The following is a 17,607-nucleotide window of genomic DNA, read 5'->3' on the forward strand; positions in this document are numbered from 1 at the left end:
CTCCCTACATTCTTATTTGGATTTCCTAAACGTTGTATATCCGCATTTTCCTGACGCTACCCCGACCCCGTTTAGATCCTGACTTTCTTTTTACCTTATATCCTTTACCACTTATCATATCGTTTGACCTAGCAATTTCCTTACATTTGGTACAGATGATAAAAAAAATGATTCTAGTACAAATATGGTATAGCTTTGAAAAATTCATACCATTTTGCACCAGAATCAGTATGTGTTCCAAATAGTCCCTTTATAATAATAGTTTATAAATTTTCCTTGGACGACCTTTCGTGCGTGGGTTTTCCTCTGCTATAACAAGGGCAAGTCCATTTGCCTCTAACTCACTCAAAATACGTCGAGCACTACGCGTTGTTATTTGCATATATTGGGCAAGTTCATTTGCACTTATGTCTTCGCTTAAACGCTTTTTTATAATAGACTTCAATTTATGCAGCGTAGCTACACTGAGGGATGTTTTTTCTCTAATTGATTGCATTTCGTCTGATGTGTATGAATACGTAAGTTGTTCTTCTTTACCGAGTGGGCCTGCAATTCTTTTATCATCAAAACAAACTGCCCATGAACCTTTTCCCCACTCTCTGCTTTGTAATAAAGCGTTCCATGCATTGATTTCTGCTTCGTATGCTGAATGACCAATTCCAATTCCGCAAGTCTCTGCTTCTACCTTTAATCCTTTAAACGAATCGATCTCTGCTATACGTGTGAAGCCATGGGTAATATCTTGTAAAAAACCTCTTGTTGAAAAGATCACATAACGTCCTGGACCAATTGTAAGAATAGATCCTTGAATTTTTTTCGTATAACTACGCAATTTCTTCATAAATTCAAGTTCAATTTCATGAAGCTTTTCAGTTGTAAATGCTGTATTTGCCAAGCCTGCAAAAGCAGCATCATATTCAACAATTTGTACAGCAATTTGAGCTCTTTTAAAACGAAGCATTTCGTACATTCTACGAATTTCATATACAGCAGAGGTAACAGAAGTCTCTGATGGGAATATTCGATAGGCAGGTACGCCAAGATTCTGTAATTGTTCTTGAATTGGATGACCTGTCATTGCTGCTTTTGTATAGCCTTTTTCGTAGCAATGATAATGAAAGTTGATTAACGACTGTAATTCTATCGTTTCTGATTCAACATATTGTACGGATGTTTTAATACCAGCTTCTTGTAACATTCGTTCAATCGCGTCACGAGAGAAAGCATCGTAACTGATTTCATCAACTTTCATTTGATGTTCATGTGATAGTTTCAGGAATACGCTATATATAGTAGTACCGTGGAATGGGATGTGAAAAATAGGATCGGATATTTTCCCCCATTTTTGAACTCTATCATATGTAATTGGCCCTGTACAAAGCCACATTGTTATTTCATTCTTACGTGGTAAAACACGTTGATTTAAATCCTCCTCAGTTAAGAACTCTATTGGAATACAAATTATGTCGTTGAATTTCTTCAAAAATTGTTGAACTACTTCAATTGAATCACTTGGTCCAAGTAAACCGAGTATTATACTCAATGTCCTTCGCTCCTTCCACTACATAGTGTAACAGAAATTGGGTATTAAAACCTAAAAACGAAACTTCGTATTTTTTCAGAATATTGTATCGGAATTTAAAAGATATGCTATAATTTAGGACGAGACCCAAAATAGACCTAAAATGAAATTAAAGGAGGGCAAATCTTTTATAGGTTACGTGAATGTTCTTTAAAAGATGGTTATTAAGCGGGACAACCATGGAAAAAGTACAAATGAGCAATAGGAAACGTCATTTTATCTTTTCATTACTATTCCTAGGATGGATTGTTGATTCTTTGACGTTGTTTGGTATGAATATTGCGATCATACCGATTAGTAAAGAATTGCACTTATCCCAAACATAGAGTGGTATGGTGATTAGCAGCTTCTGGTTAAGTAGTGGGCGTATGACACTTTTTGCAGGGGGGTTCAGACAAGTTTGGTTCGAGAAAAGTGATCGTAATAGCAACATTCATTATATCTCTATTTTCATTGTTAACAGGTATGGTTGGGTCATTTGTTGCGATTTTAGCGATGCGCTTTATTCTTGGATTAGGTGATGGGGGATTGCCTACAGGCAGTGGTGTACTATGGTAACCATAACATTATTTTATTGATATTCAGCTATGCACCAGTCCAAAAAATTTGATAGTATGGAGAGCAACTATTATGGAATTAAAACATCTGAAAACTTTCAAATTCGCAGCAGAGTACTTAAATTTTACAAAGGCTGCGCAAAAGTTAAACTTTACTCAACCTGCTGTAACTGTACAAATTCAGACGCTCGAACAAGAATTAAATCAGGAGCTATTTATACGGATTGGAAAGAAGAACTTTTTGACACCTGCAGGTGAAATCCTTAAAACATATACGGATCAGCTTTTTTCCATAGTAGAGGAGATTGAATCATCATTCACCGAACTTTCAAATTCGTCTGGCATTGTAACGATTGCAGCTGGTGAAAGCTATTGTGCGAATTATTTTCCTTATGTCATATCTGAGTACCTGAAGCTATATCCCCATGTACAGATTAAGTTGATTTCCTGTAAAAGGGATGAAATTATAAAAGGGATAGAATCTAACAAATACGATATAGGGATTATTTCGGGCGAGCTAAGTAAAAATGGAATGACAAACATCGTGATTGCAGAGGACGACATGGTTCTAGTGGTTTCTAAAGATTTATATGCGAGGTACCCTGAAGACCAATTACTGACGAAATATCCTTTAATTAAATATCAAGCTGATGGATATTATGAAACGATGATGAGTAAATATTTGAGACAATCGAAACTCTCATCACAAAACGTAATAGAAATTGGAAGTTTAGAAGGAATCAAAAAGGCCGTATTAAATAATATAGGGGTAGGGTTGGGAATCAGTGTCTGCATAAAAAAGGAAATTAGCAATGGTGATTTAGTCCCGATCCTAGTTACTGAGAACAAGGTAAAAGTAAAAACCTCAATCATTACGTTGAAGGAAAAAGAAAACGTAGTAACAATTCAATCTTTTATTAATGTAATCCAAAAAATTTGGAATAGCATTTCTACTATGGAGTAAAAAAGTCGAACGATATTCTTTTAGTAGTGATATAACACCGTTATTAGTGGCGAGGTAACGTTATGACAGGTGGAACCAGGTTCTGGTGCAATAACTTTAGAGCAATTGCAATGAATCTCTAACTCTTGGACATACTGATACTATTACTTTAAACAAGGTGTGTAATCAGTATGGAAAAACAAAATTTGTTCAAATGGAAGCATTAACTGGCTGACAATATTTTGTTAACGGTGAGATGTATCTACGGTACACACTTATTTTTCGTGATTTAGTGGAAATGATGCAGGAACGGGGCTTATCCATTGCTCACACAATCATTATGCGTTGGATACATCAATATGGTCCTGAATTAGATAAGAGAATCCGTCGTCATTTCAAACAAACCAATGACTCATGGAGAGTGGACTAAACGTACATCGAAGTAAAAGGACAATGGATGTATTTATATCGTGCAGTTGATTCAAAAGGAAATACCATTAACTTTTTCTATAGTAAAACGAGAGATGCCAAATCAGCCAAGCGCTTTTTGAAAAAAGCCCTGGCTATTTCGTATGTTGCCAGACCTCGTGTAATAACAGTAGATAAAAGTCCAGCCTATCCAGTAGCGATTCAACAGTTGAAAAATGAAAAAAAGATGCCGGAAAGCATCCAAATAAGACAAGTAAAATAGTTGAACACCATCGTGGAACAGGATCATCGATTCATTAAGAGACGAGTCCTTCCCATGATAGGGTTCTTTTTGCACCAGAACCAGACTTTTTGGACTGATGCATATAAATATAATCCTGAATTTCAATAAAATAATGTTATGGTTACCATAATATTTCATGATTTTACTATAAACGCGTAAAAACTTAAAGTTTTAATATAAGATGCAGTAGCCAAGAACACTAACTGAAGCAGCTTATATTATTTATTTGGTTCTGGTGCAAGAACTTCAAAACACTTGCAACGAATCTCTAACTCTTGGACATAGGGATAATATTACTCTAAAAAAGAGGCATGATCAGTATGGGAAATTTAGAATTTTAAGAAAGGAGCGGTTGATTACAAGTATTCTGATTATAAAAATTTATTCTTTAGTCCTGATGGATACAAAGATTATAAAGGAAGAAACTTCATATCAGTAGACCAGTATTATTACCAACAATCAGCTGGGTACTGGCATGTTGATGGTGAGGTAACACCTTGGGTTATGGCTAAGAATGATATGACTTATTACGAGCGCCACAAAATTGGATGATTCTATTAGAACAGAAAAATATAAGAGGTGAGAGGGAACCGTGCTACCGACAGTCTTAACACGTCAAGTAAGGGAATTACCAGAGTGTATAGAGAACAAACGGAAAGAATTGATTGAACTAGGAATGACTTATGGATTTGCAGATAAAATAACTATCAAATGCAGTCAAGATCTTGATAAGTTGATCTATATCCATATGTATATGCATGCAGTTGTTTGTTAGTTGATATATGTCCATTATTGTCGACTTATCATTAGTTATATCTATTTTTGCAAATATAAAAAAAAACTATCTTCATTTAAGAGGGATGTAGTCTGGGAAATGCAGATTTACAAAGCTAAGCTATTTATAGGGTTAAAAATAATGATTTAACAACGATGAGACTTTTGAGACAAATCATATGAGACACTGGCTCCCCCTTATTTGTCTCAAAACTGATTACATCTCAATAGATTAAACCCTATTAATACAAGTTTTTCTGCCTTAACGTTGTAAAAACGCATAATCCTGACGGTACCCCTATCAGGATATTTATATTAAAGGGTTGACCCATCAACCTGACTTATTATATATTATAAATGACAGAAAATTTCCTTAATTAAGACTGAAAGAGAGGTGGGGATGCTTATATTAGAAATAAAACAGAAAATGCATCCCAGTAGGCAGCAAGGGCATTACAAATAAAAAAGGCAACGAAAGGCTAAATTGATAATGACAACACATCCCTTTAACATCATCGACGATCATTTCTCAATCTCAAATTCCCTATCAATATAGATTTTACGTAATCTTTTATTAAATCAAATTTCATTTCTCATTATACGAAAACCACAAATTAAGGCTCTATGAAGGTCATACTTAATTACGCTTATATATTTAGATATATAAATATATATATAAATATAGAAAGGGTGGTGGAGATAAAAAAAGTTATCCATCAATAGGAAAATTTGCAAGTTTTTGAGTTTTTAAGGGGGCTGTCTTTCTGTTCTTCCATGTGGATCCGCTAGGAATTGTATAAGCCAATAAACCATACGAAGAGTTAAAGACAATCGGAAATTCATTTCCGGAAAACCACTACAATTCACAAGAGTTATGGATATATCCGATTCCAATTCCTCTTGAAGACGACGCATTTGTTTTTGTAGCTTGATGAATTAATTTGGAGTAACAAAAGAACCGTCTTCCAAATCGATGGGGAAAACTTTTTGATTCATTTATAAATCGACACTTCAAAACGCCATATTCGCTGGTTAAATCTTTTACTAAGCTACCAGAACGGTAAAGATCAACCACCATTATTCTTTAATAAAAGTAAGCTAGATTACAGTAGATGGTGGTATTTGCGGTTATTTTCGCTATATTTTTTAACAGCATACAGGTATCGCCTTCTATCAAAATATTATATTTAAAGGAGGAGAGGATTTGCCCAGTAAGTATTACAAAAGGGTTACCAATGCCCTGATTGCCATTTTATTATTTTTGCCTATGTTTTTGACGAGTTTCACTCCGCCATTACGTGCAGAAGCAGAATCGGTGAATCCGCGGGCCGCAACTTCGTCGGGAGGAAACGAAGCAAAGGGAGTTGGAGGTTCAGAACTCGGTAATGAAAGAACGATATTAAATTTTAACAATAATTGGGGATTTTATCGAGGGGATCTGGCAGGCGCTGAGAGTGTTGGCTTCGACGATGGCGCTTTTGCTGCAGTGACAATTCCACATACGATGAGACTTGAAAAAAAGCATGCCAATGGCGCGAGCGCTGTTTACCAGGGAATTGGCTGGTACAGACATTATTTCACAATCGATGAAAGTTATAGGGGCAAAACAATCAATATTGATTTTGAGGGTGTAATGATCGATAGTGATGTTTATTTGAACGGAGAAAAAATTTACACCCACAATGGCGGGTATATAGGTTATTCCGTGGACATTACAAGCAAGGTGAAATATGGACAAACCAATGTGTTGGCGGTAAGGGTGTCCAGCTTTGACAATCCTGATACACCGCCAGGCAAACCGCTTGCGAATCTTGATTTTCATTACTATGGTGGAATTTATCGAGACGTAATTATGAGAATTACGAACAAGCTGCATATTTCCGATGCTTTACAAGCCAACAAAACAGCCAGCGGCGGTGTTTTTGTCACTTACCCTGAGGTGTCAAGCTCCAACGCAACGGTTAATGTAAAAACTCATGTAGTTAATGAAAGTGATGCTTCTGCACAAACCAAAGTCATCAGCAAGCTTGTAGACAAGAATGGAAATGTTGTCGCACAAGGTGAAACAGACATAACAAGTATAGCTGCAGGCGGGGATAATCAATTTAATCAAAATTTAACCGTAGTAAATCCTAACTTGTGGGGCATTGATTCACCGTACTTGTATTCACTGGTTAGCGAGGTTTACAACGCATCAAGCTTGGTTGATTCGATTACGACTAAATTAGGCATTCGAACTATCGAGTATAAGTCGGATGGCTTTTATCTCAATGGTAAAAGGATCTACTTACGAGGGGCCAATCGACATCAATCGTTTCAAAATGTAGGGGATGCTGCTTCGAACTCCATGCAGTATCGCGATGCGCTACAAATCAAGGAAAACGGATTTAATGCGGTACGCGCTACTCATTATCCAAATGATCCTGCCTTCTTGGATGCAGCCGATGAAATTGGATTATTGGTCATAGAGTGTCAGCCGGGATGGCAAAACTTCACACCAAGCACTAAATTTTATGATTTAACTTTACGGGATGCCCGTGAAATGATACGACGCGATCGAAACAGACCTTCGGTTATCTTGTGGGAAACTTCCTTGAATGAAACCGCATACCCTTCGTCCTGGGCGCAAGAAGTAACTCAAGCTGCGCATGCTGAGTATCCTGGAAACCAATTTTATACAGCGGCAGACTATGGTCTTAAGGGTTCATATTATGACGTTAATTACAAAGTGGTCGATACGAACTGGAGTACAGACCCAGCTGGATGGACGGATTTTAGTCCGAACAAACCATTTTTTACTCGTGAATGGGGAGATTTTGAAGAATCCAGTAAGGCGCTCAGAAAAGAGGGTGAAGCTGTCATGAACACCCAAGTGATGACGCGTCAGAAATATTTAAATGGCAATGGATATTCGGATTGGGGCGGTCTTGATGCCAATAACCGAATCGGCGGTTATTTCCTGTGGAGCTGGAACGATTATATTCGTGGTTCAACTACGAAGACATTAGGCAGCGGGACTGTAGATATTGATAGATATGAAAAGTATGGCTACTACTGGCTGCAGTCGATGCAATCCGCTAGGGACCCGTTGTATGGTCCAATGGTGTTTATTGCAAGCGAGTATTCTCCCACATCAAGTCTTTCTGTCAATGTTTTCAGCAACTGTGATTCTGTAAAGTTATATCAAAATAACGTATTGGTGAAAGAAATTACAAGAGCAGAGGCTTCCAAATCAAATCCTAATATAGTAAGAAAAGGTGGAAGTCCGATATTTACATTCAATTTGGATCGGTTTGTTGCAGGAGAATTAAGAGCAGAAGCTATATTAAATGGAGCTGTAGTTAAAACTCATACCGTTCGGACACCTGGTCAGGCCAATCACCTCCAAATCGAAGTCCGGGAAAGAGGTATCAAACCGATAGCGGATGGTTCCGACTTAATTCCTGTGTATTTCAAAGTTGTCGATGCAGACGGAACAATTGTTCCGAATTATACAGGAAAAATTAAAATCTCTGTAGCTGGAGAAGGTCAACTTGTAGGCAAAGATATTCCAAGAATCGGGGTTGAAGAGCAAAATGTAGAAGGAGGAATTGGTTTCGCATTTGTAAGAACTTCCGGCACAAGCGGAAATATACAAATTACTGCTGAATCCGATGGTTTGGTTTCTGCGACTCAAACGGTAAGCACATTGCCTTACCAAGGACAGTTTGTGCAAGACGGACAACATACTCCTTGGGTTGGCGGGGTTGAAAAATTAGAGGCTAAGGAAGACTCATATAAAAACATCGCAATTGGAAAGCCAATTACAAGCTCTTCGGAGCAAACAGGAAACTATGCTGTAAATGCAGTAGATAATGATGAATCTACAAAATGGACTGCAAGTGGGTCATCTTTGCCTCAATGGTTGAAGGTAGATTTAGGGAAAATCTATTCAATTAAAGGTTTCAAGATGCTTTGGGAGAAGCGAAATGATGTATATAAATATAACATTGAAGTTTCAAAAGACGGTTTACTATGGAATAAGGTTGAAGACCGATCAACAAATACAGCTCCTAACGGAGAAGAAGAGACTGACTGTAGGGGCAGATATGTAAGGATAAATATTGTAGGTAGCATAACGAATAATGACTGGGCGTCTTTATATGAATTTAAGGTTTTCCAGGCTGATGAACAGTTACCGGGTGTTATTATTCCCGATGAAGCTATTCAAACGATCGAGGCATCATCGGATACTGAACCTGGTCGAGGCACCGATAAGTTAAGAGATGGAGATACAACTATAGGTACCGGATGGCTGGCCAAATCGACGGCATTACCGCAATCGGTAACTGTTACGTTCAATAAACCTCAAACCTTAACAGGAAGTCGTATATATTGGGAAAAAGACAGCAATTGGTACAATTATGATTTGGAAGTATCAAGTGACTGCAAAGTATGGCAAAAAGCTCTAGATGGCCGTTACGTAGGTGGACAGCAGTTCACACCGGAAACTTTTGCTAAGTCGTATGAGAATATTAAGTATGTTCGTGTAACAATCAATCAAATAGTTGCGGGCGGAGGTTATCGAGTAGGCATGGCCGAACTGGTACTATACGGCCAAGACCAAAACGATCATGCAACTGTTTCAAGCATCACAGCACCTGCACCGATTACCGGGCTTGCCCTCAAAACCGCAAAAACTGCGACTGCTCTTGGCTTGCCCGACAGCGTAACGCTGGTAACCGATGCGGGGAATTTTGATGCGAATGTGACATGGGATTTGAGTTCCGCTAACTACGATCAGAATGCCAATACCGTGCAAACCTTCACGGTACCAGGAACAGTAACCCTGCCTAAGGGAATAGATAACCCGAACAACGTGCCATTGAAAACAAGAATTAACATAACAGTAAATAAGATCCCTCAGTCGCAAATGACGGCAACGGCGACAAGCCAGGAAACGAGTAACGAAAATAATGCAGCATCCATGGCGATTGACGGAAACCCGCAGACTATATGGCATACAAAGTGGGATAAATCCGATATCCTTCCCCAATCGATAACCTTAAAACTTGGGGGAACCTACAATATTGATAAAATATCGTATTTACCAAGGCCATCAGGCAGTAACGGAAATATTACAGGCTATAACCTATATGTAAGTATGGATGGGGTGACCTTTACTAAGGTTGCAAGCGGAACTTGGGCAAATGACAATACGGAGAAAGCAGCAACTTTTAATCCGACAGATGCATCGTACGTCAAGCTCGAAGCAACGGCGGGCGTTAACGGGTGGGCAACGGCTGCGGAGATTAATGTCTTTGTAGGGGATAAACAACCACCAACGACAACGGACAATGCGCCGAGCGGCTGGGTCAAACAAGATGCCACGGTAACCTTAAGCGCTAGCGACAGCGGATCAGGTGTAGCCAATACCTACTACACGGTAAATGATGGCGCGAAGCAAACGGGAACATCTGTCGTATTGTCAGAAGAAGGAGTTCATAAGCTTGTCTATTGGAGCGTAGACAAAGCAGGAAACGTAGAACAAGCGCATACAGTTACCGTTAGCATTGACAAGGCAGCACCGGTGATCGCGGTGACCGTACCGAGAGACAACAGCATTTATGAGGATTCCGGGGATTTGACGCCTCAGATAAAACTGACCGATAACTTATCGGGTGTCGACAACAGCAAAACGACGGTGACGCTTGATTCGCATTCTTATGAAATCGGAACGAAGATCCCGCTCTATACGTTGCCCCTTGGGCAGCATACACTTGTTGTATCCTCCACTGACTTGGCCGGCAACCAGGTAAGCAAGACCGTTCAGTTTACAACGGTGGCCAGCATCGATTCGTTAAAGGCAATGGTGACACGCTATGCTGATAACAATGGGATCGATAATGCCGGAATTACCAATAGTCTGCTGGCAAAATTGGCAAACAACGATTTGATCAGCTTTGTGAATGAAGTAAAGGCGCAAAGAGGGAAGCACATTTCAAGCGAAGCGGCAAACTATTTGCTACGAGACGCTCAATATGTATTGACACAAAAGTAATGCAATTCAAAGCTTGACATCAAGAGAATAAACTCAGATGCCATTTAATACAGCCTTTGGAACTATTGATAAAATAGGAGAGGTTTTAAATCCAGGCAAGGAACCGGGAGAGGTTGAACAACCACAAGAGCCAAAGGAACTACAATTATCGAATAAAGATATAGCGGTTACTGGTGAAGGAGAAAAGATGCAAGGCGGTGCAGCAGCTTTTGCCAAGCTGATTGACGGTGAGATAAGTGAAAGTTCTTTGGCGGAATTGAAATGGAATCTCACTGAAGAAGATGGAATTTCATTACTGTTACCCGTTGATTTTAACTTTACTAAACCATGAGAATTGACTAAATTTATCGTTTATAATCGCCCGCACTATACGACCGGCAAAATTAAAACACTAAGTGCCAAAGCCTATACTGAAGCAGGAAAGGAATATGATTTAGGCGCAAAAACTGTTCAATTTGACGATAAATCGGTCATTTTCGACCTTGCTGAAGCTGCGATACCTACTGGAACTAAATTTACAAAGTTATCGATTAACTTTGAGGAATCGCATAGTGGACCACTTATGCTGTCTGTTGCAGAGGTTGAATTTTATGCAAAGAATCCTGCTTATGTAGCTAAATAAAAATAAAAGTCTCTTAGTTACTTTAGTGATGTTAGGGTTAACCCGTTAACCCTAACATCACAATCTTTATTATGATTGGAGGGGAAATTAATATTTATGAAAAAGATGCTGTCGATGTTCTTATTTACTGCCATTGCGGTGAGCGTTACACTCCCGAAAGGGCAGTAATTCAAGTTCAATAAAGTTTCAGCTGCTGGGTCAAGCTTTGTAAACATAGCAAAGAACAAAGTGGAAATTGGAAAGGATGCAATCACAAGAGTTATGGATATATCCGATTCCAATTCCTCTTGAAGACGACGCATTTGTTTTTGTAGATTGATGATTTCATTTGGAGTAACAAAAGAACCGTCTTCTAAATCGATGGGGGAAAACTTTTTGATCCATTTATAAATCGTCACTTCAGAAACGCCATATTCGCTGGTTAAATCTTTTACTAAGCTACCAGAACGGTAAAGATCAACCACCATTTTTTGAAGTCTTCACTGAATTTTTTGCTTGCATTTTGATGACCCGTAAAGGACACATCCTTTCATTTTCAGAAATATACTGAATATAAAAGATAAGTTAAACACCAGCCGCTTATGTTTTATCAAGGTATAACTTTATTGGCAGGGAGTTTCTAACAAATGTCTTTGTTATTGGAATCGGTATTCCCTATCAAGCTGTATTGATTCCGATTTATTTACTGTTAATAAAAATTGGATTAATTAATTCATTTATTGGCCTGATCATTGTTTATATTGCGTTGTCCCTACCGTTTACAATTTTCATTCTGACTGGCTTTTTTCAAAGTTTCCCTTCAGATGTAGAGGAAGCAGCAATCATAGATGGGGCAAGTGAAAACGCTATTTTCTGGAGGGGTATGCTTCCGATGGCTAGTCCTGGATTAGTTACCGTAATGATTTTAAATTCCGTTGGATTATGGAATGAGTTTTTACTTGCAAAAGCATATATGAATGTAAATGAAAAATACACATTGTCCGTCGGTTTATACCAATTTTATCAAGCGATGCAATATAATTCTGATTGGGTAAGTTTGTTCGCAGGAGTCGTTATTATCATATTTCCAATCCTTATTTTCTATTTATGGTTGTCAGATAAAATTATCGAAGGAATGACCGCTGGAAGTGGAAAATAAATTTACCTGTTGGGTTGACCCTACATCCTGATGTGTTATAATATAATTACTTACAATAATCAGTTTATTATTCTCATAGTCTAATTTCTATGAGTTTTTCTTCCGTTTAACTTGTGCCATCAACCCATTGATATAAAGGGCGTGAAATGGATTTTTTGAAGAAAACTCGTCTTCCCAATTACATCAATTTTTTCAACAGATAAGCAGTTACACTTGAATAAATCAAAATTGACAGTAGAGGTGCAAGAACATGAAAAGGGCAATTGGTATTGATATAGGCGGGACAAAGATTGCAGCGGGAGTCATTTCGGAAACGGGAGAGCTGCTTCAACGGTCGGAAGTGAAAAGTGATCCTTCCGACCGTGAAAACATGTTTAAACAAGTAGTAACAGCGGTGAAACAAGTTCTTGAGGGGACATCAGTTTCTGAGATTGAAGGAATCGGCGTCGGGGTACCTGGGAAAGTCGATCGAGAGAAAGGCATTGCCGTTTTTCAAAACAATTTGCAGTGGCAGCAGTTTCCCCTTGGCGCCCGATTACAGGAGCAATTTGGTGCCAAGCCAATCACGATTGATAACGATGTTTATATGGCGGCATTTGCTGAGTGGAAAGCAGCACAGGGAAAAACCAATGAAACCTTTGTTTACGTGACGATCAGTACAGGAATCGCCTGTTCCATCATTCATAATGGTTCCTTTTTCAGAGGTGCTGGATTCGCAGGGGAGCTGGGACTGATTCCAGTTTTATCGAAGGAAGGCAACGATAGGTTGGAAAAAATCGCTGCCGGTCCAGGAATCCAGAAAATAGCGGGGATTCCAACCAAGGGTGTCTTTACTGGATATTTAAACGGGTCACAGGAATATCAGTCTATCATCGACGAGGTGACCAGCCATTTAGCCCAAGGGCTCTATTCCATATCTAGTTTAATAGACCCGCACAAAATGGTCTTCGGTGGCAGTGTCATTGTAAATAACCCTTTTCTGCTTGAGTTAATCAAAGAGAAACTAAAAGTCTATCAACTTCCTGACCAGCAGCATCTATTAGATCAGATGAGCATCAGTACACTGGCGCAGAATAATGGTGTTGTTGGTGCAGGATTGCGAGTATTCGAAAGAATTTAAAGAGGAGTGGTCGGATATGTTTACATTCAGTCAAGAAAAATTAGTACCATTAGGTGCACAAATCACAACCGCAGAAATAAAACAGCAGCCTGATCTATGGGCTGAAGCCTTTGCATTGTATACGGATAGAAGAAGCGAGATTGAAGAGTTTTTACTAAGAATATCAATGAAACACGGCCGGGTTCGGGTTATTTTTACCGGTGCCGGAACATCTGCCTATGTCGGTGATACCGTCACCCCATACCTAAAAGAAAAAGTGGATGAAAAACAGTGGGAATTGCTGAGTATTCCGACAACCACCTTGGTATCCAATCCTTATCAATTCCTAAAAGCGGATTTTCCAACCTTACTCGTTTCGTTTGCAAGAAGCGGCAACAGCCCGGAAAGTGTTGCTGCCGTCCAATTAACGGAGCAAATTGTGACCGATTTGTATCATCTAACAATTACTTGTGATAAGGATGGTCAATTGGCCAAGCGGGCAGCAGGGGATGAAAATAATTTATTGCTTTTGATGCCTGAAAAATCGAATGATCAAGGATTTGCGATGACGGGAAGTTATACGTGCATGGCACTATCGACTTTGCTTGTTTTTGATCCTAAGCCCCTGGAAGAAAAAACGGCCATTGTAAAAACGATTCGGCAAATGGGTGAAAGTGTCATTCAACGAGAAGCCGTCATTCAAGCGATCATCGATCGTGATTTTGACCGCATCATTTACTTAGGCTCTGGCAGTTTAGAAGGTTTAGCAAGAGAAGCACAATTAAAAATATTAGAACTGACAGCTGGAAAAATAGTCACTGCCTTTGATTCACCGTTAGGCTTCCGGCATGGTCCTAAATCATTTGTGAATGAAAAGTCCGTGGTTTTTGTGTTTGTTTCCAACCAGCCTTATACACGTCAATACGATTTAGATATGTTAAAAGAAATGCAGCAGGACAACATTGCCAGCTATATATGTGCCATCGAGGTTGATGGAGAAACCAATTATGATGGGAACATATTTAGTTTCGTCAGGGAGGCCCAATCTATACCAGATGCTTATCTGGCATTACCTTTTGTCATGGTTGGCCAGACGGTTTCATTGCTGGCTTCAATAAAGGTTGGCAATACACCGGATAACCCGTCGCCGACAGGAACAGTGAACCGTGTCGTTAAAGGCGTAACCATCTATGAATACCTGTAATTCGGGTAGGGAGAGCAGCAAGTCGATGTTTATCTTTGCCGATCAGTTTTGTCTTGAGGGGAAGGTCGTAGGGTCTGGGTTTTTGGAAATAAATGATGGAAAATTAGGTATTTTATCCGAAAACCGGCCTGATGAAGCGGCAGAAATCATTGATTACGCGGAGTATTGGATTGCTCCTGGTTTAGTAGATACACATATTCATGGATTTCGACATTATGGACAATGATTTTCAAGGATTGAATGAGATATCTGAAGGACTTCTTTCCTGCGGAGGTACCTCGTTTTTGCCGACAACCTTAACCTCTTCAATAGAAGCGTTGAATTATGTGGCCCGAGTGATTACCCAAATGGAAGAAGAAGTCCTGGCGACAGGTGTGCTTGGCGGAACAAATCTGGCTATGGTCATCGAAACTGCTCTACTAAAGGACGGACTTCAAATCGATGGATTAAGAGATTTAGCGATCAATACTGGTAAAGAAGCGATTAAAGGTTTTCAAAAGTCGGAACGTCCAAGATTCAAAGAGTCTGGAATATAATGAAAGCGATAAAGGATAGAACAATCTATAAGTCTAATAATTGTGACTCCCTCGCCCCGATAAGGAATATAATAGAATTACTTAAAACAATCTAACTATTATTCTCATAATCAAGTTTCTATGAGTTTTTCTTTTGTTTTAACTTATACCAACAACCCGATGTTACAATTGGTTTTTTGGAAGAAAAACTCGTTTTCCTGATTACATCAATTTTTTAAAACGGATGAGCAAGTACACTAGAATAAATAGAGGTGCAGGTATGGAACAATTTGTGTTTGCAGACATGTTTTTTCTTGAGGATGGGGTGGCAGGGCCTGGTTATTTGGAAATCAAAGAGGGGAAATTTGGTTCCTTTTTTGTGACTTTGCCAACTGAATCAGCTTATGTCATCAATTATGAGGGAAAATGGATTGCTCCGGGTTTAGTCGACACACATATTCATGGCTTTAAAAATCACGATATCATGGACAACGCCCTTGAGGGATTGAAGGCAATTTCTGAGGGGTTACTTTCGTGTGGCGTAACGTCGTTTTTGCCAACCACGCTCACTTCTTCGCCCGAGATGTTGAACGAAGTAGTGACGATGATTGGAGAAAATTATACGAAGGTGAAGGGTGCCAAAATAAAAGGAATCTTTTTAGAAGGTCCATTTTTTACAGAAAAACACAAAGGTGCCCAAAACACGAAGTATTTTTGTGATCCTTCAGTCGAAATGCTGGAAACGTGGCAAAAGCATTCCAATCATTTTATTAAAAAAATTGCGCTTGCTCCGGAAAGGAAAGGGGCAATGGAATTTATTGAGCATGCCGTTAACGATCAGGTGACGGTGGCATTGGCCCATAGTGATGCGACGTATACTGAGGCGAAATATGCGGTTGAGAAGGGTGCTTCGATTTTTGTCCATACGTTCAATGGTATGAGCGGGCTGCATCATCGTGAGCCTGGAATGGTTGGCGCCGCGATGAATCTGCCGGAAGTGTTTGCCGAAATTATTTGTGACGGACACCATGTTCATCCTGCTGCCGCTAACATTTTAATGAATGCCCGCGGCAGGAGGAAAACGGTTATGGTGACCGATTGCATGATGGCTGGCGGTATGCCGGAAGGAAACTATCAGCTCGGAGAATTCCCTGTCGAAGTGAAGAACGGGGCGGCTCGTTTGGAAAGCGGAAGTTTAGCGGGTAGTATTTTGCAATTAAAAGAGGCTGTCAAAAATGCCGTTGATTGGGGAATTGCGACCCCTGAGGAAGCCTTCTATATGGCAAGTACAGCACCCGCGAAAAGTATTGGCATCGATGGGGAATGCGGTATGATTGCGACCGGTTATGATGCCGATTTTATCGTCTTAACACCGGAGCTCGAATTAACTGCCACGTATCTTGATGGGGTTTGCCGGTTTCAAGCTGAAAACTTGATAGGGAAAGAGGGAGTGCGATGATTTTAGCTGTCACCATGAATCCATCCGTTGATATTTCCTATCCAATTCAAGATTTTAAGCTAGATGCTGTAAATCGTGTGGAAAATGTTCGTAAAACCGCCGGCGGAAAAGGCTTAAATGTCGCCCGGGTTGTCAAGCAGATGGGCGAAGCCGTTTTGGCCACAGGTGTAATTGGAGGGACTATTGGCGATTACATTATTCAAGAATTGACGAAAAGTGATATCAGGAATCATTTTTATAAAATCAATCAAGAATCAAGAAACTGTATCGCGATCCTCCATGATGGCAAGCAGACAGAAATCCTCGAATCCGGGCCAATCTTATCCGCGGAAGAAGGAGCAGCCTTTTTAGAAAAATATCGGGAACTGCTGTCTGAAGTTTCTCTTGTTACTATTTCGGGTAGTTTGCCAAAAGGGCTTGAGTCTGGATTTTACCGTCAGATGGTCGAAATTGGCCGGGAGAAGGGAATTCCCGTGATTGTTGATACATCAGGGGAGTCGTTGAGACAGGTTTTGCGACATAAGGTAAAACCATTTGTGATTAAACCGAATATAGCGGAGCTATCTCTGCTGCTGGGTATAGAGGTGGAACAAAGCATAAGCAGTTTGAAAAAAGTATTAACCAATGAATGGTTTCATGGGGTTGAATGGGTTGTCATTTCGATGGGAGGGGATGGTGCCTTTGTTAAGCATGGTAAGGATTATTACCGGGTTACCGTTCCTTTGATTGACGTGGTGAACCCTGTCGGCTCCGGTGATGCCACCGTTGCCGGATTAGCGGTTGCTTTAAATCGGAAGCAGTCAGTTCCAGATGTTCTGAAAACAGCCATGACGACAGGCCTTCTCAATACGATGCAAGCAAGAACAGGTTATATTGATCGAGCTAATTTCGGCCAATTTTTTGAGTTGGTAGAGGTTACGAAAATAGATTAATTGAGATAAAAGCCAATTTTTTTGACTAGG

General features: G+C 39.7%; 13 protein-coding genes and 4 pseudogenes. 15 read left to right on the forward strand and 2 right to left on the reverse strand.

All coding sequences use genetic code 11. The annotated features are described in order from the left end of the window. Window positions 1-250: 250 nt before the first annotated feature. Window positions 251-1,543 carry a helix-turn-helix domain-containing protein gene (locus tag COE25_RS15870; protein WP_098933289.1) on the reverse strand — a complete coding sequence of 431 codons (1,293 nt, stop codon included), beginning with the start codon at window positions 1,541-1,543 and terminating at the stop codon, window positions 251-253. A gap of 453 nt (window positions 1,544-1,996) precedes the next feature. Here COE25_RS15870 and COE25_RS30235 point away from each other — a divergent pair, with 453 nt between their 5' ends. The 8 genes and pseudogenes from COE25_RS30235 to COE25_RS30800 all read left to right on the forward strand — a co-directional run bounded on the left by COE25_RS30235 (window position 1,997) and on the right by COE25_RS30800 (window position 11,230). Then, on the forward strand, window positions 1,997-2,140 hold the full coding sequence (locus COE25_RS30235) for a hypothetical protein (protein ID WP_218964325.1): 144 nt from the start codon (window positions 1,997-1,999) through the stop codon (window positions 2,138-2,140). 72 nt (window positions 2,141-2,212) lie between these two features. Next, window positions 2,213-3,103 carry a LysR family transcriptional regulator gene (locus COE25_RS15880; RefSeq protein WP_098933291.1) on the forward strand — a complete coding sequence of 297 codons (891 nt, stop codon included), beginning with the start codon at window positions 2,213-2,215 and terminating at the stop codon, window positions 3,101-3,103. Between the two features lie 206 nt (window positions 3,104-3,309). Further along, window positions 3,310-3,839: pseudogene (locus COE25_RS30790) on the forward strand (IS6 family transposase); the annotation flags it as partial. Between the two features lie 321 nt (window positions 3,840-4,160). Then, window positions 4,161-4,346, forward strand: a pseudogene (locus COE25_RS32280) (immune inhibitor A domain-containing protein); the annotation flags it as partial. Between the two features lie 40 nt (window positions 4,347-4,386). Continuing rightward, window positions 4,387-4,569: an aspartyl-phosphate phosphatase Spo0E family protein gene (locus COE25_RS30250; RefSeq protein ID WP_142354480.1), complete on the forward strand. Its 183-nt coding sequence runs from the start codon at window positions 4,387-4,389 to the stop codon at window positions 4,567-4,569. Between the two features lie 1,203 nt (window positions 4,570-5,772). Next, window positions 5,773-10,608, forward strand: coding sequence for a discoidin domain-containing protein (locus tag COE25_RS15895; RefSeq protein ID WP_098933293.1), 4,836 nt, complete (start codon window positions 5,773-5,775; stop codon window positions 10,606-10,608). Window positions 10,609-10,645: 37 nt separating this feature from the next. After that, complete coding sequence (locus COE25_RS30795) at window positions 10,646-10,939, forward strand: hypothetical protein (RefSeq protein WP_180247513.1); 294 nt, start codon at window positions 10,646-10,648, stop codon at window positions 10,937-10,939. A gap of 3 nt (window positions 10,940-10,942) precedes the next feature. Further along, entirely contained in the window at window positions 10,943-11,230 is a 288-nt protein-coding gene (locus tag COE25_RS30800) for a hypothetical protein (protein ID WP_180247514.1), read from the forward strand. A 275-nt stretch (window positions 11,231-11,505) separates the two neighbouring features. Here COE25_RS30800 and COE25_RS31615 read toward each other — a convergent pair. Continuing rightward, window positions 11,506-11,753, reverse strand: a pseudogene (locus tag COE25_RS31615) (transposase); the annotation flags it as partial. A gap of 63 nt (window positions 11,754-11,816) precedes the next feature. Here COE25_RS31615 and COE25_RS15910 point away from each other — a divergent pair. The 7 genes and pseudogenes from COE25_RS15910 to lacC all read left to right on the forward strand — a co-directional run. Then, window positions 11,817-12,368 (forward strand): annotated as a pseudogene (locus COE25_RS15910) (carbohydrate ABC transporter permease); the annotation flags it as partial. Between the two features lie 250 nt (window positions 12,369-12,618). Then, window positions 12,619-13,488, forward strand: coding sequence for an ROK family protein (locus COE25_RS15915; RefSeq protein WP_098933296.1), 870 nt, complete (start codon window positions 12,619-12,621; stop codon window positions 13,486-13,488). Window positions 13,489-13,504: 16 nt separating this feature from the next. Continuing rightward, window positions 13,505-14,671: an SIS domain-containing protein gene (locus COE25_RS15920; RefSeq protein ID WP_098933297.1), complete on the forward strand. Its 1,167-nt coding sequence runs from the start codon at window positions 13,505-13,507 to the stop codon at window positions 14,669-14,671. Further along, window positions 14,658-14,897 carry a hypothetical protein gene (locus COE25_RS31620; protein WP_257208851.1) on the forward strand — a complete coding sequence of 80 codons (240 nt, stop codon included), beginning with the start codon at window positions 14,658-14,660 and terminating at the stop codon, window positions 14,895-14,897. The genes COE25_RS15920 and COE25_RS31620 overlap by 14 nt, the downstream gene beginning before the upstream one ends. After that, entirely contained in the window at window positions 14,887-15,207 is a 321-nt protein-coding gene (locus COE25_RS31625; protein WP_257208852.1) for an amidohydrolase family protein, read from the forward strand. Before COE25_RS31620 ends, COE25_RS31625 begins: the two co-directional genes overlap by 11 nt. A gap of 259 nt (window positions 15,208-15,466) precedes the next feature. Further along, a complete protein-coding gene (gene nagA, locus COE25_RS15930) occupies window positions 15,467-16,645 on the forward strand; it encodes an N-acetylglucosamine-6-phosphate deacetylase (protein WP_098933298.1) in 1,179 nt (392 codons plus the stop codon). After that, the gene (lacC, locus tag COE25_RS15935; RefSeq protein WP_098933299.1) at window positions 16,642-17,577 is read left to right on the forward strand and encodes a tagatose-6-phosphate kinase; all 936 of its coding nucleotides are present in this window, start codon (window positions 16,642-16,644) and stop codon (window positions 17,575-17,577) included. The genes nagA and lacC overlap by 4 nt, the downstream gene beginning before the upstream one ends. The last annotated feature ends 30 nt before the right edge of the window (window positions 17,578-17,607 follow it).

This window comes from Bacillus sp. AFS031507, from assembly GCF_002584635.1.
Taxonomy (GTDB): Bacteria; Bacillota; Bacilli; order Bacillales; family Cytobacillaceae; genus Neobacillus.

What these genes read in the sequence shown, in the direction of transcription:
- nagA (WP_098933298.1), top strand. Translation starts at nt 15,467, where the DNA reads ATGGAACAATTTGTGTTTGCAGACATGTTTTTTCTTGAGGATGGGGTG.
- COE25_RS31625 (WP_257208852.1), top strand. Translation starts at nt 14,887, where the DNA reads ATGGACAATGATTTTCAAGGATTGAATGAGATATCTGAAGGACTTCTT.
- COE25_RS15915 (WP_098933296.1), top strand. Translation starts at nt 12,619, where the DNA reads ATGAAAAGGGCAATTGGTATTGATATAGGCGGGACAAAGATTGCAGCG.
- COE25_RS15880 (WP_098933291.1), top strand. Translation starts at nt 2,213, where the DNA reads ATGGAATTAAAACATCTGAAAACTTTCAAATTCGCAGCAGAGTACTTA.
- COE25_RS30795 (WP_180247513.1), top strand. Translation starts at nt 10,646, where the DNA reads ATGCCATTTAATACAGCCTTTGGAACTATTGATAAAATAGGAGAGGTT.
- COE25_RS31620 (WP_257208851.1), top strand. Translation starts at nt 14,658, where the DNA reads ATGAATACCTGTAATTCGGGTAGGGAGAGCAGCAAGTCGATGTTTATC.
- COE25_RS15920 (WP_098933297.1), top strand. Translation starts at nt 13,505, where the DNA reads ATGTTTACATTCAGTCAAGAAAAATTAGTACCATTAGGTGCACAAATC.
- lacC (WP_098933299.1), top strand. Translation starts at nt 16,642, where the DNA reads ATGATTTTAGCTGTCACCATGAATCCATCCGTTGATATTTCCTATCCA.